Annotated in this window: 12 protein-coding genes, 5 tRNA genes, 1 other RNA gene and 1 riboswitch; of the genes, 13 read left to right on the top strand and 5 right to left on the bottom strand. The window is 65.5% G+C overall.

Annotation, left to right across the window (positions count from 1 at the left end; translation table 11 throughout):
- Positions 1 to 132: 132 nt before the first annotated feature.
- Both FRC96_RS12750 and FRC96_RS12745 read left to right on the top strand, forming a co-directional pair.
- Positions 133 to 1,611, top strand: coding sequence for a vWA domain-containing protein (locus tag FRC96_RS12750; protein ID WP_146974868.1), 1,479 nt, complete (start codon positions 133 to 135; stop codon positions 1,609 to 1,611).
- 316 nt (positions 1,612 to 1,927) lie between these two features.
- The gene (locus FRC96_RS12745) at positions 1,928 to 2,806 is read left to right on the top strand and encodes a PHP domain-containing protein (RefSeq protein WP_146974867.1); all 879 of its coding nucleotides are present in this window, start codon (positions 1,928 to 1,930) and stop codon (positions 2,804 to 2,806) included.
- A 74-nt stretch (positions 2,807 to 2,880) separates the two neighbouring features.
- Here the strand turns inward: FRC96_RS12745 and dinB are convergent, their stop codons facing one another.
- Positions 2,881 to 3,936 carry a DNA polymerase IV gene (gene dinB, locus FRC96_RS12740; protein WP_146974866.1) on the bottom strand — a complete coding sequence of 352 codons (1,056 nt, stop codon included), beginning with the start codon at positions 3,934 to 3,936 and terminating at the stop codon, positions 2,881 to 2,883.
- 200 nt (positions 3,937 to 4,136) lie between these two features.
- Between dinB and FRC96_RS12735 the strand changes: the two genes are divergently transcribed.
- Positions 4,137 to 5,834 (top strand): hypothetical protein, encoded by a 1,698-nt coding sequence (locus FRC96_RS12735; protein WP_146974865.1) that lies wholly within the window; start codon positions 4,137 to 4,139, stop codon positions 5,832 to 5,834.
- A gap of 490 nt (positions 5,835 to 6,324) precedes the next feature.
- Here the strand turns inward: FRC96_RS12735 and FRC96_RS12730 are convergent, their stop codons facing one another.
- From FRC96_RS12730 to FRC96_RS12720, 3 genes are read right to left on the bottom strand one after another with little or no spacing between them, the layout of a single operon-like run.
- Positions 6,325 to 7,023 (bottom strand): hypothetical protein, encoded by a 699-nt coding sequence (locus FRC96_RS12730; protein WP_146974864.1) that lies wholly within the window; start codon positions 7,021 to 7,023, stop codon positions 6,325 to 6,327.
- On the bottom strand, positions 7,013 to 10,630 hold the full coding sequence (locus FRC96_RS12725; protein WP_146974863.1) for a hypothetical protein: 3,618 nt from the start codon (positions 10,628 to 10,630) through the stop codon (positions 7,013 to 7,015). Before FRC96_RS12725 ends, FRC96_RS12730 begins: the two co-directional genes overlap by 11 nt.
- Positions 10,631 to 10,663: 33 nt before the next feature.
- Positions 10,664 to 12,154 (bottom strand): porin, encoded by a 1,491-nt coding sequence (locus tag FRC96_RS12720; RefSeq protein ID WP_146974862.1) that lies wholly within the window; start codon positions 12,152 to 12,154, stop codon positions 10,664 to 10,666.
- A gap of 561 nt (positions 12,155 to 12,715) precedes the next feature.
- Between FRC96_RS12720 and FRC96_RS12715 the strand changes: the two genes are divergently transcribed.
- The 9 genes from FRC96_RS12715 to FRC96_RS12675 all read left to right on the top strand — a co-directional run bounded on the left by FRC96_RS12715 (position 12,716) and on the right by FRC96_RS12675 (position 15,769).
- Positions 12,716 to 12,798: transfer RNA gene (locus tag FRC96_RS12715), tRNA-Ser, on the top strand.
- Between the two features lie 53 nt (positions 12,799 to 12,851).
- Positions 12,852 to 12,941, top strand: a tRNA-Ser gene (locus tag FRC96_RS12710).
- Positions 12,942 to 13,113: 172 nt separating this feature from the next.
- Positions 13,114 to 13,187: transfer RNA gene (locus FRC96_RS12705), tRNA-Arg, on the top strand.
- A gap of 59 nt (positions 13,188 to 13,246) precedes the next feature.
- Positions 13,247 to 13,759, top strand: coding sequence for a tRNA adenosine(34) deaminase TadA (gene tadA / locus FRC96_RS12700; protein ID WP_230470205.1), 513 nt, complete (start codon positions 13,247 to 13,249; stop codon positions 13,757 to 13,759).
- A gap of 4 nt (positions 13,760 to 13,763) precedes the next feature.
- Positions 13,764 to 13,850: transfer RNA gene (locus FRC96_RS12695), tRNA-Ser, on the top strand.
- A 40-nt stretch (positions 13,851 to 13,890) separates the two neighbouring features.
- A tRNA-Ser gene (locus FRC96_RS12690) sits at positions 13,891 to 13,977 on the top strand.
- A 64-nt stretch (positions 13,978 to 14,041) separates the two neighbouring features.
- Positions 14,042 to 14,132, top strand: an RNA gene (gene ffs, locus FRC96_RS12685) — signal recognition particle sRNA small type.
- 117 nt (positions 14,133 to 14,249) lie between these two features.
- Positions 14,250 to 14,476, top strand: a riboswitch (cobalamin riboswitch).
- A 157-nt stretch (positions 14,477 to 14,633) separates the two neighbouring features.
- Positions 14,634 to 15,098, top strand: a complete 465-nt coding sequence (locus FRC96_RS12680; RefSeq protein ID WP_146974861.1) for a hypothetical protein — start codon at positions 14,634 to 14,636, stop codon at positions 15,096 to 15,098.
- Entirely contained in the window at positions 15,095 to 15,769 is a 675-nt protein-coding gene (locus tag FRC96_RS12675) for a hypothetical protein (RefSeq protein WP_230470204.1), read from the top strand. Before FRC96_RS12680 ends, FRC96_RS12675 begins: the two co-directional genes overlap by 4 nt.
- A gap of 121 nt (positions 15,770 to 15,890) precedes the next feature.
- Here FRC96_RS12675 and thrS read toward each other — a convergent pair whose 3' ends face one another.
- Positions 15,891 to 17,705 (bottom strand): threonine--tRNA ligase, encoded by a 1,815-nt coding sequence (thrS, locus tag FRC96_RS12670; protein WP_230470203.1) that lies wholly within the window; start codon positions 17,703 to 17,705, stop codon positions 15,891 to 15,893.
- 334 nt (positions 17,706 to 18,039) lie between these two features.
- On the opposite strand from thrS, the gene FRC96_RS12665 reads away from it, so the two are divergent.
- Positions 18,040 to 19,005 carry a DsbA family protein gene (locus FRC96_RS12665; RefSeq protein WP_146974859.1) on the top strand — a complete coding sequence of 322 codons (966 nt, stop codon included), beginning with the start codon at positions 18,040 to 18,042 and terminating at the stop codon, positions 19,003 to 19,005.
- Positions 19,006 to 19,045 lie beyond the last annotated feature (40 nt).

Below are 19,045 nucleotides of genomic sequence, written 5' to 3'. Positions count from 1 at the left end.
CGGCGCGGACGACCCGCGGCGGGAAAAAGTTCGACCTTTTTAGATCCATTCCGCCACGAGCGCGTTTGCAGGAGGGAAGGCTTTGATGATCGCAGCGCCGCGGTGGGCTGCCCTAACGGATAAGGAGAGGTCATGAACGCAACGCAGGTCGCATGGATCGTGCTGGGAGTGGTGGTAGGTCTGACGGTGGGGCTGATGCAGGCGCCGCAACTTCGAAACACCGAGACGGTGCTTCCCTCGCTGGCGACGGCGACTGGCGAGGCGTTGATGACGCCGGTGGCCTCGCCAGAAGCACCAAACATGGAGCAGCAGGCCGCGGATCAGACGGGCGCGCTCCAGCTGAGCGCGGAGCTGGCCCACACCCGGGTGCTCGCTGAGCGGGAGTCCGAGACCTACCTCGATGTGCAGCTGCAGGCCGGGGAGGCCCGCGCCGAGCGCCGCCCCGGGCTCAATGTGGCGCTGGTGCTCGATCGCTCCGGCTCGATGGATGGCGAGCCGATGGTCCGGGCGAGGGAGGCGGCCACAGCCTTTGTGCAGAGACTTCAGGAGGGGGACCGCGTCAGCGTGATCTCGTTTGGGGCCGGGCCCCGGGTCGATATGCCCGCGATGCGCGTCGATGCGCGCAGCCGGGGTGAGATCGTCGCGGCCATCGCGCGCATCGAGGCGATGGGCGCCACCCATCTGAGCGGCGGGGTGGAGGAGGCCTCCCGCCAGCTTCTCGAAGCGCGTCGGGAGGGCTCGGTCGATCGCATGATCGTGATGACCGACGGGCTGCCCACCGCCGGTCTGACCGGCGATGAGGAGCTTCAGCGCCTGGTGCGCGGGGTGCGCTCCCGCGGCATCTCGGTGACCACGCTGGGCTTTGGCACGAGCTACAACGCCGATTTAATGGCCTCATTGGCCGAAGAGGGGGCGGGCAACTACAGCTACATCGCCCGCGCTTCTGACTTTGAGCGGGCGTTCACCGAGGAGCTCGATGCCCTGGCCAGCACCGTGGCCACCGGCGTCACGCTCACGCTCCTGCCCTCACCGGGCGTGCGCTTTGAAGAGGTCTACGGCATGCCTGTCGATGTGAGCACCGGGGCGTTGAGCCTGGGGCTGGGCGATCTTCGCGCGCAGACCAGCCGCCGGGTGATGGTGCGTGTGACGACCCGCGGCATCCCGCTGGATGGCAAGGCGGCCATCCGCGCCATCCTCACCTACGAGGATCGCGTGGACGAGCGCCCCGTGGAAACCGAGCTCCTGGTTGAGGCGGCGACCACCCGCGATGATGTCGCGATGGTCAGCAGCCTGCGCCCCGAGGTCATGGCGCGGGTTCAGGAGGCCATCGCTCTGCGCACCCTGCGCGAGGCCACCCGCGAATATGCCCGCGGCGACCAGGAGGGTGCCACCCGTCGCCTGGCCCGCGAGCGCCGCCGCATGAATGAGGCCGCCGCGAAGTTCGGGCTCCCCGCTGAGGCCATGGACGCGGTCGCCGATGAGGTTCAGAACGTGCAGTTCAAGATGGAGCGCGCCCGGCCGAGCTCGGCGGCGGGCCGCTCCCTGAGCTTCGAGCGCAGTGAGCGCGACCTGGAGCTGGAGCGTGGTGAGGCCGCCCCGGGCCGCTTCTAAACGTTGGGCCACATCGAAGCGTTGAGCGGGGCCTGCCCGCCGGCAGGGCAATCGCAAATTCGGTCTCCACCACCCGCCACCGCAGGTGGACCCCTTGTGGGTCCCCGCCCTGGGAGTTCGGGAGGGGCACAAGACCCCTCCCTACGGATTGGGTGGGTTCTCAATAAAAATCCTTGTGGGACTTTGTGATTGCCCTGTGCCCGCCAGCGCTGACCCTTGACCCACCGGGGCTCGGCCCCCAGATTGTGCCGCGGCAGATGCGATCTGCTGCGGCATTTTTTTGACGGTGAGCACGCCCCCAACCCTGCGAGGCCCTATGAGCACTTTGAGCTGGCCGGCCGACGGCCCGATGGAGATCCACAGCCACTCCACCGTCAGCGATGGCACCTACGAGCCCGAACGCATGGCCGAGCTGATGGCCGAGCGGGGCGTGGCTCACTGGGCGCTCACCGACCACGACACCACCGGCGGCGTCGAGCGGGCGCGGGCGGCCTGCGCAGAGCGGGGCGTGAGCTTTATCAGTGGCATTGAGATCAGCGCGCAGTCCGAAGGCAAGTCCATTCATGTGCTCGGCTACGGCTATGACCCCGATGAGCCCAACCTGGCCAGCTACGCCGAGACCATGGAGGTCGCGCGTCACGAACGCATGGCCGAGATGGTCGAGCGGGTGCGCGGGCTGGGCCTGGAGGTCACCCTGGACGATGTGATGGCCCAGTCGAAGCAGGGCAACGTCGGCCGCCCGCATCTGGCACGCGCGCTGCACGCCCGGGGCCTTGTCGACACCCCGCAGGAGGCTTTTGATCGCTGGCTGCACGCGGGCGGGGAGGGCTACGTGCCCATGGCCTACCTCTCGGTCGACGACGCCCTCACCCTCATCCACAACGCCGGCGGCATGGTCATACTCGCCCACCCCGGCCGCTACACCACCATGGTCGAGCACCTGGATCGCTGGCGCGAGGCCGGGCTTTTTGCCCTGGAGGTGCGCCACCCCTCCCATGACCTGGCCACCGAGCGGCGCCTTGTCGACGTCGCGAAAAAACATGGCCTGAGCATGAGCGCCAGCAACGACTGGCACGGAAGCCTCCCCGACGACATCGAGCGCCTGGGGCGCGTTAACTTCAGTCCCGTCTGGCGCGACGCCTTCTTCGAGCGACTCTCGCAGACCGCCTGGGCCGAGCTTCAGGGCTGGCGCTGATCGCGTCGCTCGTTTCCAGATGTTTTTCCGACCCGCGCCGAACCCTCCCGGCGCGGGTTTTTTATTCGAAAGGGTTAGAAAAACAGTTCGAGCTGTTGGGGGAGGTCGTCGTACTCGTGGTCCAGGCGCACGCCCACGCCCAGCAGGCGCACCTGCCGCTCGCTGCGATCGAGGGCCTCGGCCAGCAGCGGGGCGTAGTTCTCCAGGGTGGGCTCGGTGAGCTCGGCGCGCTCAACGGTGGTCTGGCGGAAGTCGTCGAACTTGACCTTCACAAAGAGCGCGCGGATCGGCGGGCGCTCCTTTCGGCCCAGGCGCCGGTGCAGGCTCTCGATCAGCGCCGGCAGCTTCGCGGTGCAGGCGGCCAGGTCGGGGAGGTCGTTGGCGTAGGTGTTCTCCACGCTCACGCTGCGCGCGACGCGTTCGGTACGCACCGGGCGCTCGTCGATGCCCCGGGCTAGCTCGTAGAGGCGCTTGCCGCGTTTACCAAAGCGGCGAACGAGCTCGGCGAGCTCGACCTGCTGGAGGTCACCGCAGGTCTTGACGCCCATGTCGTGAATGCTGCGCGCGGTGACCTTGCCCACGCCGGGGATGGCTTTGACGGGCAGCTCCTGCATAAACGCGGCGACCTGGTGGGGGGCGATGACCGCCTGGCCGTCGGGTTTGTTGAGCTCGCTGGCCACCTTGGCCAGAAACTTGTTGATTGAGACTCCGGCTGACGCCGTGAGCCCGGTCTCGTTGAAAATCGCCTCGCGGATCGCCCGCGCACACAGGGTGGCGCTGCCGCTGTGGTGCGGGGTGTGCGTCAGATCGAGAAAGGCCTCGTCGAGCGAGAGGGGCTCGATCCGGTCGGTGTAGCGCTCAAAGATGCGGCGGATCTTCTGGCTCTCCTCGCGGTACACGTTCATGCGCCCGGGCACGATGATCAGGTGCGGGCACAGGCGCATCGCGTAGGCTGAGGCGATCGCCGACTTCACGCCAAACTTTCTGGCCTCGTAGTTCGCCGTAGCGATCACCCCTCGCCGCTGCGGATCGCCGCCTACCGCGATGGGGCGACCCCGAAGCAGCGGGTCGTCGCGCATCTCGATGGCTGCAAAAAAGCAGTCCATATCGACGTGAATGATCTTCCTCATGGCTTCTTTCGCCTTACTGTCGGCCCCGCTCCAGGTGGGGAGGAGCGATTCGCCCCCCTTTGTAACAGGCTTGAAACGCTTGAGAAAATCTCAACTCCCCCTTTGACAAGGCCGCGCCCTTTTCTCTATGAGGGCCGCGGACGTCAAGTCCAACCCTCACCCCTATTCCCCATCCAGAACATCCTATCGGGAGGTCGTACATGCAGTACGTCAATCGCAAGTCCCTGGTTGTCTCGCTGGTTCTTTCCCTGGCTGCCTGTGGCGGCTCTGAGATTCAGGCCGAGCCCGCTCCGGAGCTGACCATCGAGCAGCTCGAAGCTGGCGAGGTCTGCGAGTCGGGCGGCATCATCGTGTATGTCGACGGCGTCGAGAGTGCCACGGTGTGCAACGGCGCCGACGGTCAGCCCGGTGAGCAGGGTGAGCAGGGTGAGCAAGGTGAGCAAGGTGAGCAGGGTGAGCCTGGCGAGGCTCCCAATGTGGTCGTCGAGGCCATTGAGGCCGGCGATGTCTGCGAGGCCGGCGGCCAGGAAGTGCGCGTGGAAGCTGCCGACGGCACCGTGCTCAACACCGCGGTGATCTGCAACGGCATCGACGGCGACGCGGCCGCGCCCGCCGTGATCATCGGCGAAGCTCAAGATTGCGATTTTGGCGGCGTCTCGGTCACCATCGGCGACGCCGATCCCTTTGAGGTCTGCGACGGCGCCCCTGGCGAGGCTGGCGAGCCCGGCGAAGCCCCCTCGGTGAGCGTGGGAAGCCCGGCGGACTGCGAGTTCGGCGGCGTCTCGGTCACCATCGGCGACGCGGCTCCCTTCGACGTGTGCAACGGTGCCCCGGGCACCGATGGCGAGCCCGGCGCAAGCCCCGCCATCGACCTGGCCACCATCGAGGCCGGTGGCGCCTGCGGTGACGCCGGCGGCTACCTCATCACGATCACCGATGCCCAGGGCGTCGAAGAGACCGCCACGGTCTGCAACGGCGAAGACGGCCAGGGCGGCCAGAGCGGCCCGCTCCTCGCGATCGAGAGCTGCACCATCACCGCCCCCTCGGCCGTGGCGATGTCGGCCGGTACCAGCGCCGACGCCTTCGGCCAGGTGGTCGTCGAGGAGTTTGGCCAGGGCGTGGTCGATGTCCCCGCCAGCTTTGTGGCGGAGCTGGGCTACGGCGACGTGAGCGCCGACCCGGCCACCTGGATCTACCGCACCGGCATCAGCGATGTGACCGGGGAGCTTCTGGGCGACTTTGGCACCGAGGTTGCCGTCGGTGAATACGGCTTTGTCTGGCGCGTGGCGCTCGAAGAGGGAGACGCCTGGACCTACTGCGGCGTCAACGGCACCTTCGACACCTTCGCGCCGGCCGACGCCGGTACCCTGACGGTGGCCGCCGCTGGCGAGCCGGTGACGATCGCCGCCTGGGATTTTGCGGGCAGCTCGCTTACCGCGTCGGAGGGCGTGGGCAGCGCTCAGTTCATCGAAGGCGGCGTGCCGACCACCTGCAGCTTCTTCGGAGGCGGCGACGACGAGTGGACCTGCGACAACTTCCTGATGGACACCGAGTTCTTCCAGCCCGACGGTGTCACGCCGAAGAGCAACGTCTACTTCCGCTACGAGGCCGACTTCACCGGCTACAGCGACATCAGCGCCTCGGGGCTCTTCAAGGTCTCCAACTCGGGTCCGACCCATCTGCAGATCGCCGCGGAGTACGGCGACGGCAGCCTGGAGTTCATGGCCGAGCCCTTCGAGATCACCGCGCGCAACACCGAGTTCAACGCGACCTTCGTGCTGCCCCCGGCCGCGGGCAACTCGGGCCCGGTGGCCTACCGCTTCTACCCCTACAACCCCAGCAGCACCGGGGGGAACATGCGCATGATCACCATCAGCTTCGCCGGTACCGCCCTCTAAGCCTTCAGGCACATCTCGGTAGCTGATTAAAAACCCCGGCGAGTTATCGCCGGGGTTTTTTCGTTCAGGTCTTTTCGATTACGGCGGGCGTTGGGCCGGAGAGGGGAGGGCGGGGCATGGGAGGCCAGGCGACTTCCAAAAGCCGTTCGAGGAGCGGGGGAGGGGGTAGGTGACCCGGGTCGAAAGGCGATCGAGGTACGAGGCCAGGGGTAGGTGACCCGGGTCGAAAGGCGTTCGAGGTACGGCTTCGGAGCCCTGGCGGCGCAAAAAACACGCTCAAGGTACGGGTCAAGGGGTAGGTGACCCGGGTCGAAAGGCGTTCGAGGTACGGGGCCAGGGGGAGGTGACCCGGGTCGACAACCGTTCAAGATACGGGCCGGGGGGGAGGTGACCTCCCCACGCCGGGCAGGCCGAGCCTCTTCGGAGGCTCAGCGGCGCTCCGATCTGGCAGGCGGAGTCTGCCGGGAGCGCCGGCGGCGCAGCCGGCGACCTATTCGTGGCGGTTCTGGCCCGAGGCGTCACCCTCGGAGCCGCTCGCGTCCCCGGCGTCGGGCTCAGGAAGCGCATCCGCGTTGATCTTAAAACTCGCCACGACCTCCTCGCCGGCCCGCACCACCGAGGGGAGCGCCCCGGGGCCGCTCTCGGCGTCGGCCGGGATCAGCGCGCCGCCGGGCATCATATGCAGCTCGCTCTCGAGCACATCGCCCTCTAAGGCGCGCACGATCATGGTGCGCGTGGCCTCGGCGTCGAGGGTGGGCAGGGCGTAGCTCATCATCGCCGCGGCCGCCACGCGCCCCTGGCGCACCTCCACCTTGAGCTCGGGCTGCCCGGTGCGGGGGCGCTCGCCAGGGAGCTCAAACTGCAGGCCGCCGAGCATGCGGGGCAAGAGCGCGCGGCCGGCCAGATCGGCCTCGTGGCCTTCGAGCTTGCCGTCGCCGTTGACGTCGAAGCGGGTGATCAAAAGCCCGCTGCGCGCGCCCGGGGCCTCGGTGTAGAAGAGGGCCACATCGACGCGATCCTCAAAGACCTGCACGAGCACCTGGCGCTCAGCGCCGATCTCATGGGCGAAGGAGGGCTGCGGGGCCAGCGTGAGGCCGGCGAGGAGAACCACGCAGAGCGTCAGCCAGCGCGCCGGAGTGGCGCGCCGGCTGGAGGGTGGTTCGGGGCTGAGTGAACGATTAGTGGCCATGGCCCCAGTGCTCGAAGATCAGGCGCACGTCGCGCAGGTCGCCCTGGGTGCGATCGATGGGCGTGTTATGCTCGTGCAGGTGCAGCGGCACGCTCCTGGCGTCGAGGCGACGCTCCCCGAAGGGCACGTAGTCGCGCAGCGCGCCGGCCATCTGAGTGGCCTCAAAGGCGCCGTCGACGCAGCGGGCCGGCGCGGGGTTCGGGGGCTCAAACTCGGTGCGCCCCTCGCCAGCGCGATCGTCGATGACCCAGATGGGGTTGGTGAAGGCCAGGGGGCGAACTTCGCCGGTCTCGGTGGGGCTTAAACCCTCGACCGCCCCGCCAAAGCCAAAGGAGCCGGCCAGTGAGCCCAGCGCCGCCTCGAAGTCCACCTGGGGGATCTCCTCGGGCATCACCACCGGGAAGAGGTTGGTGTCACCGGTGGCCTCCATCACAAACCAGGTGTCGCCGTCGAGCTCCAGCGTCACCGAGTCGCTCCAGCTGCCCTCCTCGCCAAGCTCGATCGTGCCCTGGTAGACGACCTCCCCGTTGGCCACGATCTCAAAACGCTCCACGCCCACCCAGTCGGCGGCGTGGGCCTGCAGATCCAGGGTGACCTCGCCAGTCGTGCTGACCACGGTCGAGCCTAAGGGCTCCCCGCCCACCGACATGGCGATGAAGGGGCCGTTGGTGACCACGTTGTTGTGGTTCTGCAGCGCGTCGACGAGCTGGTCGGGGGTCATGGTCTGGGCGTCGTTATGGCCCACGTAGAAGTAGTTTCGGGGGTAGCCCGGCTCCGGGTCGCCGGCCGAGGCCGCGGAGTGGCTGTCGGAGTTTCCGGTGGCGGTGTAGCGGCGGTAGGTGCCGTCGGGGCGCCGGGTGTTGAGGAAGGTGTACCAGTCGTCGAGCCCGCCGGGGTAGGCGACCTCGTCGCCGTCGCACAGGATCACGCCGGCCTCATCGGGCAGCGCCTCGTACTGCTCCTCGGTGAGCTGGTCGACGATCTCCTGCGGAAGATCGACCTTGTCGACCGGCATGCGGTAGTGGCGAAGCAAGTGCACGCGCTTGCCGTTGTAGATCTCGATGGCGTCAAAATCATCGGAGAAGGTGGACTCGTAGGTGCCGTCGTCGTTGCGACGCACAAAGGCCGGACCGTTGGGGCTGGAGACCGTCGCGATGATCTGGTCGGTCCCCTCGGTGGTGTTCACCGGCAGCTCGGCCACGCCGGTGAGCGCGTTGACGTAGTGCTGGTTGAAATACCCGAGCAGCGAGTCGCGGGGGTGGTTGACCTGCACGATCGTGCGATCGGGGCCCAGGCTGCCCATCTCGCGCAGCGCATCGAAGATCTGCTGCGGCGGCACGTCCTGCCAGGCCATCGAGCCGCGGTTCATCGAGGTGATGTCCTGGCGCAGCGGGAAGGCGTTGAAGTGGCCGGCCTCAAAGGTGGTCAGCTCCAGGCCCACGATCGAGCGCAAAAAGGGCTGGAGGTTGTTGCGGTAGATATAAGGCATGTAGTCGGAGATGTAGTTGTGATCGGTGGCCACCACCACGTCGACCCCCTCGGCGGCCACGCTGATGACGCGCTCGTTGTAGTCGAGCCCGCTGTCGATGGAGCCCTGGGCGTGCATGTGGAAGTCGCCGTTGATGTACCCCTCGACTTGCATCTGATGCTCGATGGTGGCCTGCACCCGGGCGATACCGCCGGCGCTCACCTCGATGGGCTGGCTAAAGAGGGAGTACTCGGTGCCCCGCGAGACATACGCGGTGTAGCTGCCCGGGCGCAGGTTGATGTGGGCGCGACCGTCGGCGCCGGCGAAGGCGATGCCCTCGATGTAGCGGCGCGGGGCGGTGTCGCCCTCCTCGTAGCTGGCAAACTCGCTGGTGCGCCACTTCTCGCCAACCTCCAGATCAAAAAGAAAGTCGCGGGTGGTTTTGCCCGGTTGCGGCTCGTACTCGCCAACCACGGTGAGCTTGGCCGGGACCGGCGATCCGCTCTGGTCGACCACAACGAGCTCGACGCGACCGGAGCCCGGGGCCTCGGCGCGCAGGTTCAGCGGCTGGCTTCCCACCTCAAAGGCCTTAAAGCCCGAGGTCTCGCCAGTGGCGCGCACCCGGTGGCAGTAGCGTCCGGCCGGGAGCTCCAGCTGGAAGTAGCCCGCCTCATTGGTGAAGACCTGGTTGAAGATGCGCGGGCGCTGGCTCTCGGTGGGCGCGCACGCTTCGTCGAGCGAGGCGGCATCCTCGATGCCCTCGTAGATAAAGACCTGGGCGTGCGCCCCGACCGGCTCACCGCTGAAGGCGTCGAAGACGCGGCCTTCCACCTTTAAGGTCTCTTCGTCGCGGATGCGGTAGAGCTCATCGCGCAGGCTGGCCACGTCGCCGTCGCCCAGGATGAAGTAGTTGGTGAACTTAAAGCGATCCGGGAACTCGGCGCGCTGCGCCACGCAGGTGTCGTAGCGGTCCAGGCAGCGCTGGCCCAGCGCCTGGCAGTCGCCGCTCTCGCAGCTCGCCTCGATCTCGGCGCAGACCTCGGCCGCCGGGCGCTCCGGCTCGCAGAAGGAGGGGGCCAGGCGAGTGGGCAGCTCGTGGGTGAAGACGCCACCGAAGCCCGAGGCGTAGAAGAGAAAGAGCATGTCGTAGGGGTTGGTCTGCCCGCCGTAGGCCTCGTTCTTATTGAAGACAAAGTTCGACTCCGGGGCGGCCGCCGAGGCAAAGCCGTAGCTCACGCCGCGCTCGCTGGCCGTGGCCACCAGGTCGGTGATGTGACCGGGGAAGGCGGGAAGATCGATGGGGCGCTGGTAGACCTCTTCAAGCCCGAAGCGCAGGTCGAAGCCCATCTCCGGCAAGAAGATGCTGTTGAGCGCGCCCATCCCCAGCACCATGCCCGTGGGGACGGTGAAGCCGTTGAAGTCGATGTCGGGCAAAAAAGCGCCGAGCGCGTTGACAATGTCGCGGTTGGGGAAGGTCAGCGAGGCCAGAGCGTTGTTGACCAGCTCGGCCTCCACTTTGACGTGGCGCGCGCCCGGCTCAAGGATGTAGCGGGTGGTGAAACCGACCAGGGGGACGCCGTCGGAGGTGGGAATCTCCCCCCGCAACGCGTCGGCCAGATCGGCCTCATAGGCGTTGACCATCGCCTGGTTGAAGAAGCGCAGCATGGTCACAAACTCCCCGCCTCGCCCGCGCACCTCGATGATCGCCGCCTCGCCATCGGAGCCGTCGTTGACCACGACGATCTCCTCGGGGTTGACCACCTCCAGAAAGAAGGCCGGGAAGAGCTCCCCGAACGCGTCGCGGCCCCCGCCGCCCAGCGGGGCGCCCTGGGCCTCGGGGCGCTTTAAGTCGGCGTCGATCAGCGATCCACCAAAGATCCCGGAGCCGCGGTTGAACGTGCGATCCTGGATGATCAGGCGCACCTGATCGTTCTCCAGAATCCAGTCGCCCACCTCGCCAAGGGCGGTGGGCCCGCCGATGAGCTGGGTGCGGTGGGTGATGCGCTCGGCGCTGGCGTAGGGGGCGGGCCCCTCGTCGTCGCAGCCGCTCAACGAGAAGCCTGTGGCGAGGATGGCGAGGGTCGCCAGCGCGCGGAGCGCGCCGGCATAACGAGTGCGGATATGGCGAGTCGACAGCATGTTCACGTCACCGGGAGTAGGGGAGGGCACGTCTTACCAGCTGAGCTGAAGAAGCAGATCGAGGCGATCGTTGTCGAGGCGGCGCGCGTCCTGCTCGGTGGTCAGGGTGTAGTTGGCCAGCACGCGCACCGGGTAGGTGGGCGCGTTATAGTTCAGGCCGATGGTGTGGTAGGTCAGCGCGTCGTTCTCGAAGATCACGCTGGACTCGCCACCGTAGCTGCTCGACGGGTCGTAGGTGGCCAGGCGATAGGCCGGCTGCAGGCCGAAGGGGGCCTGGTAGGCCAGCTGCACGGAGTAGCCCAGCGCGCTGAGCTCCGGGTCATCGGGGAGGTCGGGGGAGTCGACACTTGAGGCCACGACGTTGGCCAGCACAGACGCCCCGAAGAGGTTGACCTGCAGGTCGGCCGTCCAGCCCTGGCGCACGCGGTCGACGCGGTTGGGTTCTTCGCCGAAGGTGTCGTCGTTGTAGAAGACGGCGCTGCCGAGCGCGATCTCATCGCCCCAGTGCAGCATCAGCCGGCCGAAGTAGGCCAGGCGATCGTTTGAGTTGAGCGAGGCGTTGGGGCCGTTGCCGTTGGTCGCCGCCAGCGCGTAGCTGATGCCGGGGCCCTCATCATCTTCGCCGCCAAAGAAGTAGTCGCCGCGAAGCTGCACGCCGATCTGGCGGCCAGCCGAGAGGCCATCGACGTTGTAGCCCTCCACGTTTTGCACGCCGCGGTTGGCCACCGAGCGGTGCACAAAGAGAAGGTTCCCCGTCGAGACCAGATCTTCAACGTCGAAGGGCGCTTTGAACTGCCCGACGTTGATCTCCAGAAACTCCAGGGGCGCGTAATAGGCGTAGACGTCGGTCATGCGCAGGGCGAGTTCTTCGACCGGGGAGTCCTGGCTGGTGCGCACGAGGCGGCTGCCGGCGTCGAACTGAAAGACAAAGCCCAGGCCGTTGTCCATCTGCCCGGTGGTCGTCAGGCGGGCGTCGGCCATGGTGAAGCCGTCGTTGCGGCCGATAAGCGCCACGTTGGGATCGTCGCCGATGGCGGTGTAGCCGGCGCGGATGTAGCCGCCCAGCGTCAGGGTCCAGGGGCCGGCAAAGGAGTCGCCGTTGCCCGCGATCACCACGCCTCCGGCCGGCGCTTGAGCTGGCGAGAGGGCGACCGTGCCCACGGGAGGCTCGTCGGGGCTGAGCTCGTCTTTGACCTCCTCATCGCTGAGGTCGACCTCTTTCGTCTCGACGATCGTCGCCTGGCGCGCCTCGCGCTCCTCCACCGGGTCGACCAGCTCGCCAGGCGCCGCCTGGCGGCGCGCTTCGTCCTCGGCGGATCGCTGCGCCTGACCCACGGCCTCATCGGGCGCGGGGGCCTCGTCGGCCGGTCCGGCTTCTGAATCTCCCTCGCTCAATGCGGGGGGATTGCTGCCGTCGAGTTCGCGCTCTTCGGGGCTGTCGGGCTCCTGGGCCCAGGCGTCAGTTGCAGTGAGGAGGGAGAGCGCGACGATGGCCATCGCCGCCCTGGACTTCATACGCACCATGATCAGGGCCTCTGCACAATCATTGATAGGGGAATCACATCGCGCCACGCGCGTTACTTCAACAAGGGCGGCCGCAGCCTGGATCTGCGAGGGCAGGGCCAGCGGGGGCGCCGGGCTGGAGATACCGCCACAGGTGTACACCACGCCAAAATGAGCGTCCAGCCACCGCCTTGATGCGCACCGGCGCACGGCCGGCGGCGTCGGGCATCTCCAAGGCAATCGCAAAGTCCCACAAGGCTTCTTATGGAGAACCCACCCAATCCGTAGGGAGGGGGCTTGTATCCGTAGGGAGGGGGCTTGTGCCCCTCCCGAACTCCCACGGGAGGGACCCACAAGGGGTCCCCCTACGGTGGCGGGTGGTGGGGGATCCACTTTGCGATTGCCCTACGAACATCTACCCGGCGGGTTGCACGGCGCGCTTCGGCAGGCCATATAAGGAGCGAGCACGGAGCGGCTGGCACGAGGTGCGAAAAAATTTGGAAAAGCATCTTGACGCCAGAAGCGATCCGAGTATTCTCCCGACTCCCTGACGCGGCCCAGCCCGAAAGGGGGCCGGCTCCAGGAGGAGTGGCCGAGCGGTTGAAGGCACCGGTCTTGAAAACCGGCAAGCGCAAGCTTCGTGGGTTCGAATCCCACCTCCTCCGCTCTAAAATCCTGCTTGCAGGAAGTTGTTTGATAAGTGAATAAGAACGAGTACGGAGAGGTGGCCGAGTGGCTGAAGGCGCTCCCCTGCTAAGGGAGTATACGGCTTAAAACCGTATCGAGGGTTCGAATCCCTTCCTCTCCTTCTCGACTCAACGTTCTGCGTTGGCCCTGAGCTTCGGATACACATAAAGAGCTCGCTTCACCGCCTCGCAGAAAAAATGAAAAAAGAGTCGAAAAAGTGCTTGCAAGGCTGAAAAGGCGGTGTTAATAAAATGACCACGCCGGACGGAAGAACGGCAGCAAGCACATAGCACGCACCTGTAGCTCAACTGGATAGAGCAATGGTCTACGGAACCATAGGTTGGAGGTTCGAACCCTTCCAGGTGCACTTTGAAACGCTCTTAGGACTCTAAGAGCGTTTCTTTGTTTTCGGAGTAAGGTCTTACGTTGGCACGAAAGAAAGTCGACAACATCTTTATGATGCAGGCTCTGGAAGAAGCGGAGCGCGCGCAGGCCGAGGGCGAAGTCCCGGTCGGCGCGGTCGTCGTTCATAAGGGCCAGGTCATCGCTCGCGGCTTTAATCGGCGCGAGAGCTGGCAAGACCCCACAGCCCACGCCGAACTGATCGCGGTGCGACGCGCCGCCGAGGCCCTGGGCAGCTGGAGACTCCACGAGTGTACGGTCTATGTGACGCTGGAGCCCTGTCCGATGTGCGCGGGAATGTTAGTCAACGCGCGGGTAGGACGGGTGGTCTTCGGAGCGCGAGACCCGAAAGCCGGCGCGATGCGTTCGCTATTTGCGATGGGCGAAGATCCTCGATTGAACCATCGAATTGAGGTCAAAGAAGGTGTCCTGTCTGCGGCCTGCGGGCGAGTTTTGAGCGAGTTTTTCCGCACCATTCGCGAGAAACGTAAGGCGGCGGTAAGTGAAGATGATTCATCAACTCAAGAATCATCTTAAGTGCGGAGGGGTGGCCGAGTGGTCGAAGGCGCTTGATTCGAAATCAAGTGTACCTTCACGGGTACCGTGGGTTCGAATCCCACCCCCTCCGTTTTTACACGCTTAAAGATCTCTCTGGTTGAGATCTTTTTGGAGAGGTGGCCGAGTGGCTGAAGGCGCACGCTTGGAAAGCGTGTATACGTTTACGCGTATCGAGGGTTCGAATCCCTCTCTCTCCGCTCGACAGGGAGGGCCGGTTGACGGTTCGCCCTTTGCCCCACTAAGGTGGGGTTGTTCGACCCCTGAGCGGCCAGTGCGACCGCTGGCCTGGCACCCCGTCAGGTCCGGGAGGAAGCAGCGGACCAGGTTCAGGGTGTGCGCTGGCCGCTTGAGGGTCGAACTTTTTTTAGTGCTACGAATCCCGCGATACCTTTAAAAAGGTGTCGCGGGATTTTTTTTGCCCGAAATTCAGCGGATCGAAGGCGGTCGGGCCGCGACCTGGCGAGTTCGATTGACCCGGCGCGTCTCGCGGTGCTAACAGGGCCGGGCTCGACGCGGCAGGAAGCTGGTGTGAAACCAGCGCTGCCCCCGCAACTGTGATCGGCGATGAGCGCGTGAGTACGCCCGGCTAAGTTCAACCGGCGTAGCTAAACCCACTGGACCGTTGTAGAGGCTCGGGAAGGGGACGCGCAAAGAGGACCCGAGAGCCAGGATATTGCTGCGTGGAGATTTTTTCCCCCAATCGCTTCGGGAAGGTGGCGAGAGGAACGCAGCAGATCCGGCGCGTGCGCGCCGATCCTTGACGTCGCTGATATCTGAGTTCGGCCGTCGAGTTGGGGTTGTCCCGCTGCCGACCTTCGATCGCCATCCGAAGCACGCTGTGATGGAGATCGAGATGAAGACGCGGAAAAATCGGGTGGATTTGATGGCGCTGCTGCTTGCCGCGAGCCTGTCGTTTGTGGCCTGTGGTGAGACCGACGAGCCGGCGAGCTGTGATGCGAACTGCGAGGCGCCCGAGGAGCAAGAAGAAGGCATCGAGGTGGCTGGAGAGTGGGAGTCGAACTTCGGCGGTCAGGAGACGATCACCGAAGAGATGTGGGGCCCGATGCTCTTGACTGAGTACGACAACGCCGCGCGCGAGGCGATCACCCAGAACGCCGCCGACGCCGAGTACGGCCCCAACACCTACAACGTGATCGTGTGGACCGAGCCGGTCGACGACTCCTTCTATTACTGCATGGTCGCTTTTGATCAGGAGACAGTCGAAGAAGCTCGCGCCATCGAGGCGGAGGCCGACGCCAGCGATCCGGAGAATGGCGGCTGCGGTGGCTTCTCCTGGACGAAGCTGACCCGGCTATGAGGATCGCGCGCCTACATCATCAATGTGCCATCGCGCTGATCACCGTCGGGGGGGCGGTGGGCTGCGGTGAGGCTACCGAGCCCCTGGACCAGGCACCGTGGTGGGAAGGTCTTCCCTACGCCAGCGAAGTCGTCTCGTTTGTCCCGGGCGAAGGTGCCGGTTTTGGCGAAAACGCGATGCCCGACGTGGTGCTCGGGCCGCCTGAGGGTAAGGGCGAGCGCGCTGCTTCGCTCGATGTGCTCAGCCTGGGCGCCGGCGGTGAGATCGTGTTGGGCTTTGGCGATCAGATGATCGTCGATGGCCCCGGCCCCGACTTTGTGGTCTTTGAGAACGCCTTTTACGCCGACGGCGATCCGGAGCAGGTCTTCGCCGAGCTCGCCGAAGTCTCGGTAGGCGAAGATGGGGAGACGTGGGTGAGCTTTACCTGCGATTTCACGCCCGACGACGCGCCCCCCTATACCGGGTGTGCCGGCTGGACACCGACGCTTGAGTACGACGCGCTGGAGCATCCGACGCTCTCGCTTGAGGTCACGGGCGGCGATGCTTTTGACCTGGCCGAGGTGGGGGTAAGTCAGGCGCGCTACGTGCGGATCCGAGACCTCTGGGGCGTGGGTGCCACTCCCAGCCAGGGTTTTGATCTGGACGCCGTGGGCGTCTTGAACGCCGAGTAAGCTCAGTTAAGCTCAGTTAAGCTCAGTTCTACAGGTACAAAAAAGGCCGCGATCCTCTCGAGGAACGCGGCCTTTTTCGGGTTTTAAGCCTCTGACGGGGCTTCATGTGATCTTTAGAGGATCAATAACCGCGCTCGGCCATATCTTCACCGCTCGGCGCATCTTCGACGATGGTGGCCAGGCCGCTGACCTGTACGTCGACGTCGAGGGTGCGATTGGCGATCCGATCGAGGATCTCCGCCTTGACCTCGGCCAGCGGGAGCGTGCCGCGGCGGCCGTCTTTGTAGGTGCGCAGCGCCACGTTATGGGCCTCGGCCTCGCGGCCGCCGATCACCAGCATGTAGGGGATCTTTTTGGTCTCGGCCTCGCGGATCTTAAAGCCCATCTTCTCGCTGCGATCGTCGACCTCGACGCGCACGCCGGCGCGCTTGAGGTCGCGGGCGACCTCCCAGGCGTAGTCGTTCTGCTCATCGGTGATGGGCACAATGACCGCCTGCACCGGGGCGAGCCAGGTGGGGAAGGCGCCGGCCAGGTGTTCGACGAGGATGGCGAAGAAGCGCTCCAGGCTGCCGGCGATCGCGCGGTGAATGACGATCGGGGTGCGCTCGGCGTTGTCGCTGGCGGTGTAGGTCAGCTCAAAGCGGCGTGGCAGCTGGAAGTCGAGCTGGATGGTGGCGCATTGCCAGGAGCGCCCCAGGCAGTCGCGCACCTGGAAGTCGATCTTCGGGCCGTAGAAGGCGCCGTCCCCCTCGTTGATGGTGTAGGGCTTGCCGGCTGCCTCCAGCGCCTCTTTGAGCGCGCCCTCGGCCTTATCCCACAGCTCCACCTCGCCCATAAAATCGTCGGGGCGCGTGGAGATCTCCACGTCGTACTCCATGTTGAACATGCCGTAGGTGCGCTCGACGAGCTCCAGGAGCATGGAGATCTCCTGGGTGATGTGCTCCTCGGTGGTGAAGATGTGCGCGTCGTCCTGGCAGAACTGGCGTACGCGGGTGGCGCCGCCTAGAGCGCCGGGGAGCTCGTTGCGGTGGAGGTGGCCGAACTCGGCCACGCGCAGCGGGAGCTCGCGGTAAGAGCGCTTCTTGCTCTTGAAGTAGAGCATGGTGTCCGGGCAGTTCATCGGCTTGAGGCAGTAGGTCTGACCGTGGGCCTCGAGCTTGAACATGGTGTCCTGGTAATGCTCCAGGTGGCCGGACTGCGCAAAAAGGTCTTCGTGGTAGATCAGCGGGTTGCTGATCTCCTCATAGCCCTGCTCGGCCTCGATCTCGCGAAAATAGTTCTGCAGCTCGCGGTAGGAGGTCCAGCCTTTGGGGCGCCAGAAGATCGAGCCTGGCGAGAGGCGGTTGAAGTCAAAGAGCTCCAGCTCGCGGGCCAGCTTGCGGTGGTCGCGGCGTTTGGCCTCTTCGAGCATGTGCAGGTACTGGTCGAGCTCATCACGGGTGGGAAAGGCGGTGCCGTAGACGCGCTGGAGCATCGGCTTGTTCTCATCGCCTCGCCAGTAGGCGCCGGCGACCTTGAGCAGCTTGAAGTTCTTGCACTGCTTCGAATAACGCACGTGCGGGCCGGCGCAGAGATCGATGAGCGGGCCGCTCTCGTAGGTGGAGACGGTGTCGCCTTCGATGCCCTCGATAAGCTCGAGCTTGTAGGGCTGGTCTTTGAAAAACTCGCGGGCTTTATCCTTGTCCCACTCCTCGTACTTAAAGGGGACGTTGGACTTGACGAGTTTGGTCATCCGCTCTTCGATCTCCTCAAAGTCGTCGGGAGAGAGGGCGCGGGGGAGCTCAAAGTCGTAGTAGAAGCCGTCTTTAATCGGGGGGCCGATGGCAAGGCGGGCGTCCGGGAACATCTCCAGGATCGCGGCGGCCATCAAGTGGGCGGTGGAGTGGCGGACCCGATACAACTTATCGGCGCGTTTATCGTTGGGTGCTTCCGCCATGGGGCTCTCCTGGGGTAAGAGGTCAATCATCATCGTGATGGCGTGGTGCGGCAGGTGCGCCGCAGCACAGTCGTCGTGAAGCGCGCAACAGCGCGGCAGGCAGTGACTTAGCCCGAAAGGCTGGCGAGCGTAAAGTGCAGCGAGGGGAAAGTCGACGGGCGCGGGCATTCCTGAAGGCGTCGCTTGACGATGCGCGTGTCGATCCCATTGAATAGCGCGGCCCGCGACGATGTTTGAGCCAGTTCCCCGGCCCCTGTGTTCTGAGACGGTGTTCTGAGACGCGGAGGGCGGGCCTTATAACGAGTAGACCCACAGAGATCCTGGAGACGAAGTGATGAAGCAAAACGAGCGGTTCAAGAAGTCGGCCCTGGTGCTGGCGATGGTGGCGATGGTGGTGGCGCTGTTGGGGTGCGACTCCGGGGCGGACGAGGCCGCGACGGCCGAGGCGCCGGAGGCGAGCGCTGAAGGTGCTGCCGCCGATGAGGCACCGGCTCAGGGCGAGGCCCCCGGCCAGGGGGGAGCGGGAGCGCCGGCGGTGGAGTATCCCGGTGTGGATCTCTCGAAGCTGGGTGCCGCCGAACGCGCTCGCCTCACCGAGATGGCCGAGGGCGAGCTCTGCCCCTGCCCGGATAGCACCGAGAGCCTGAACGCGTGCATGCAGAAGGAAGAGCGTTGTGAAGAGGCCGAGACGGCCTTCACCACGATGGTCACCGCGCTGGCCGAAGGTGCCGGCGAAGAGGCGCAGCAGCGCGTCGCCGAGCAACAGAATAATGAAGATCGCGTCCACAACTTCGTGCTTGAGGGCGTGCCGGTGAAAGGCTCGGCCGAGGCCGACGTGAAGATCGTGGAGTTTGCCGACTTCCAGTGTGGCTACTGCCGCATGGCCGCCGGCGTGCTCAGCGCGGTGCATGAGCAGCTGGGCGATGACGTGGGCATCTACTTCAAGCAGTTCCCGCTGGGCAGCCCGCTCTCCGATCTGGCGGCGCGCGCGACCAACGCCGCGCACAAGCAGGATCGTTTCTGGCAGATGCACGACCTGATCTTCGCCAACCAGCAGCAGTTCAACCCGCAGCGCCTCGAAGCCTACGCGCGTCAGCTGGGGCTGAACTACGAGCGCTTTCAGGAAGATCTGAAGTCGCAGGAGATCGGCGCGCTGGTCGCCCGCGATCGTCAGGAAGGTATGGCTGCTGGCGTCCAGGGTACGCCGAGCCTCTTCATCAACGGCAAGCGCTACACCGGTCAGCTGACGCCGGAGGCGATTGTGGCGGCGGTCAAGGCTGAGGCAGCGGCTGCCGAATAAGGTCCGGATGACCTGAAAGGTTGAGTCAGGCGTCATGCAC

Source organism: Lujinxingia vulgaris (assembly GCF_007997005.1).
GTDB lineage: Bacteria > Myxococcota_A > Bradymonadia > Bradymonadales > Bradymonadaceae > Lujinxingia.
The sequence above is the reverse complement of the archived record's forward strand: the minus strand, read 5'-3'. Positions and strand labels throughout refer to the sequence as shown.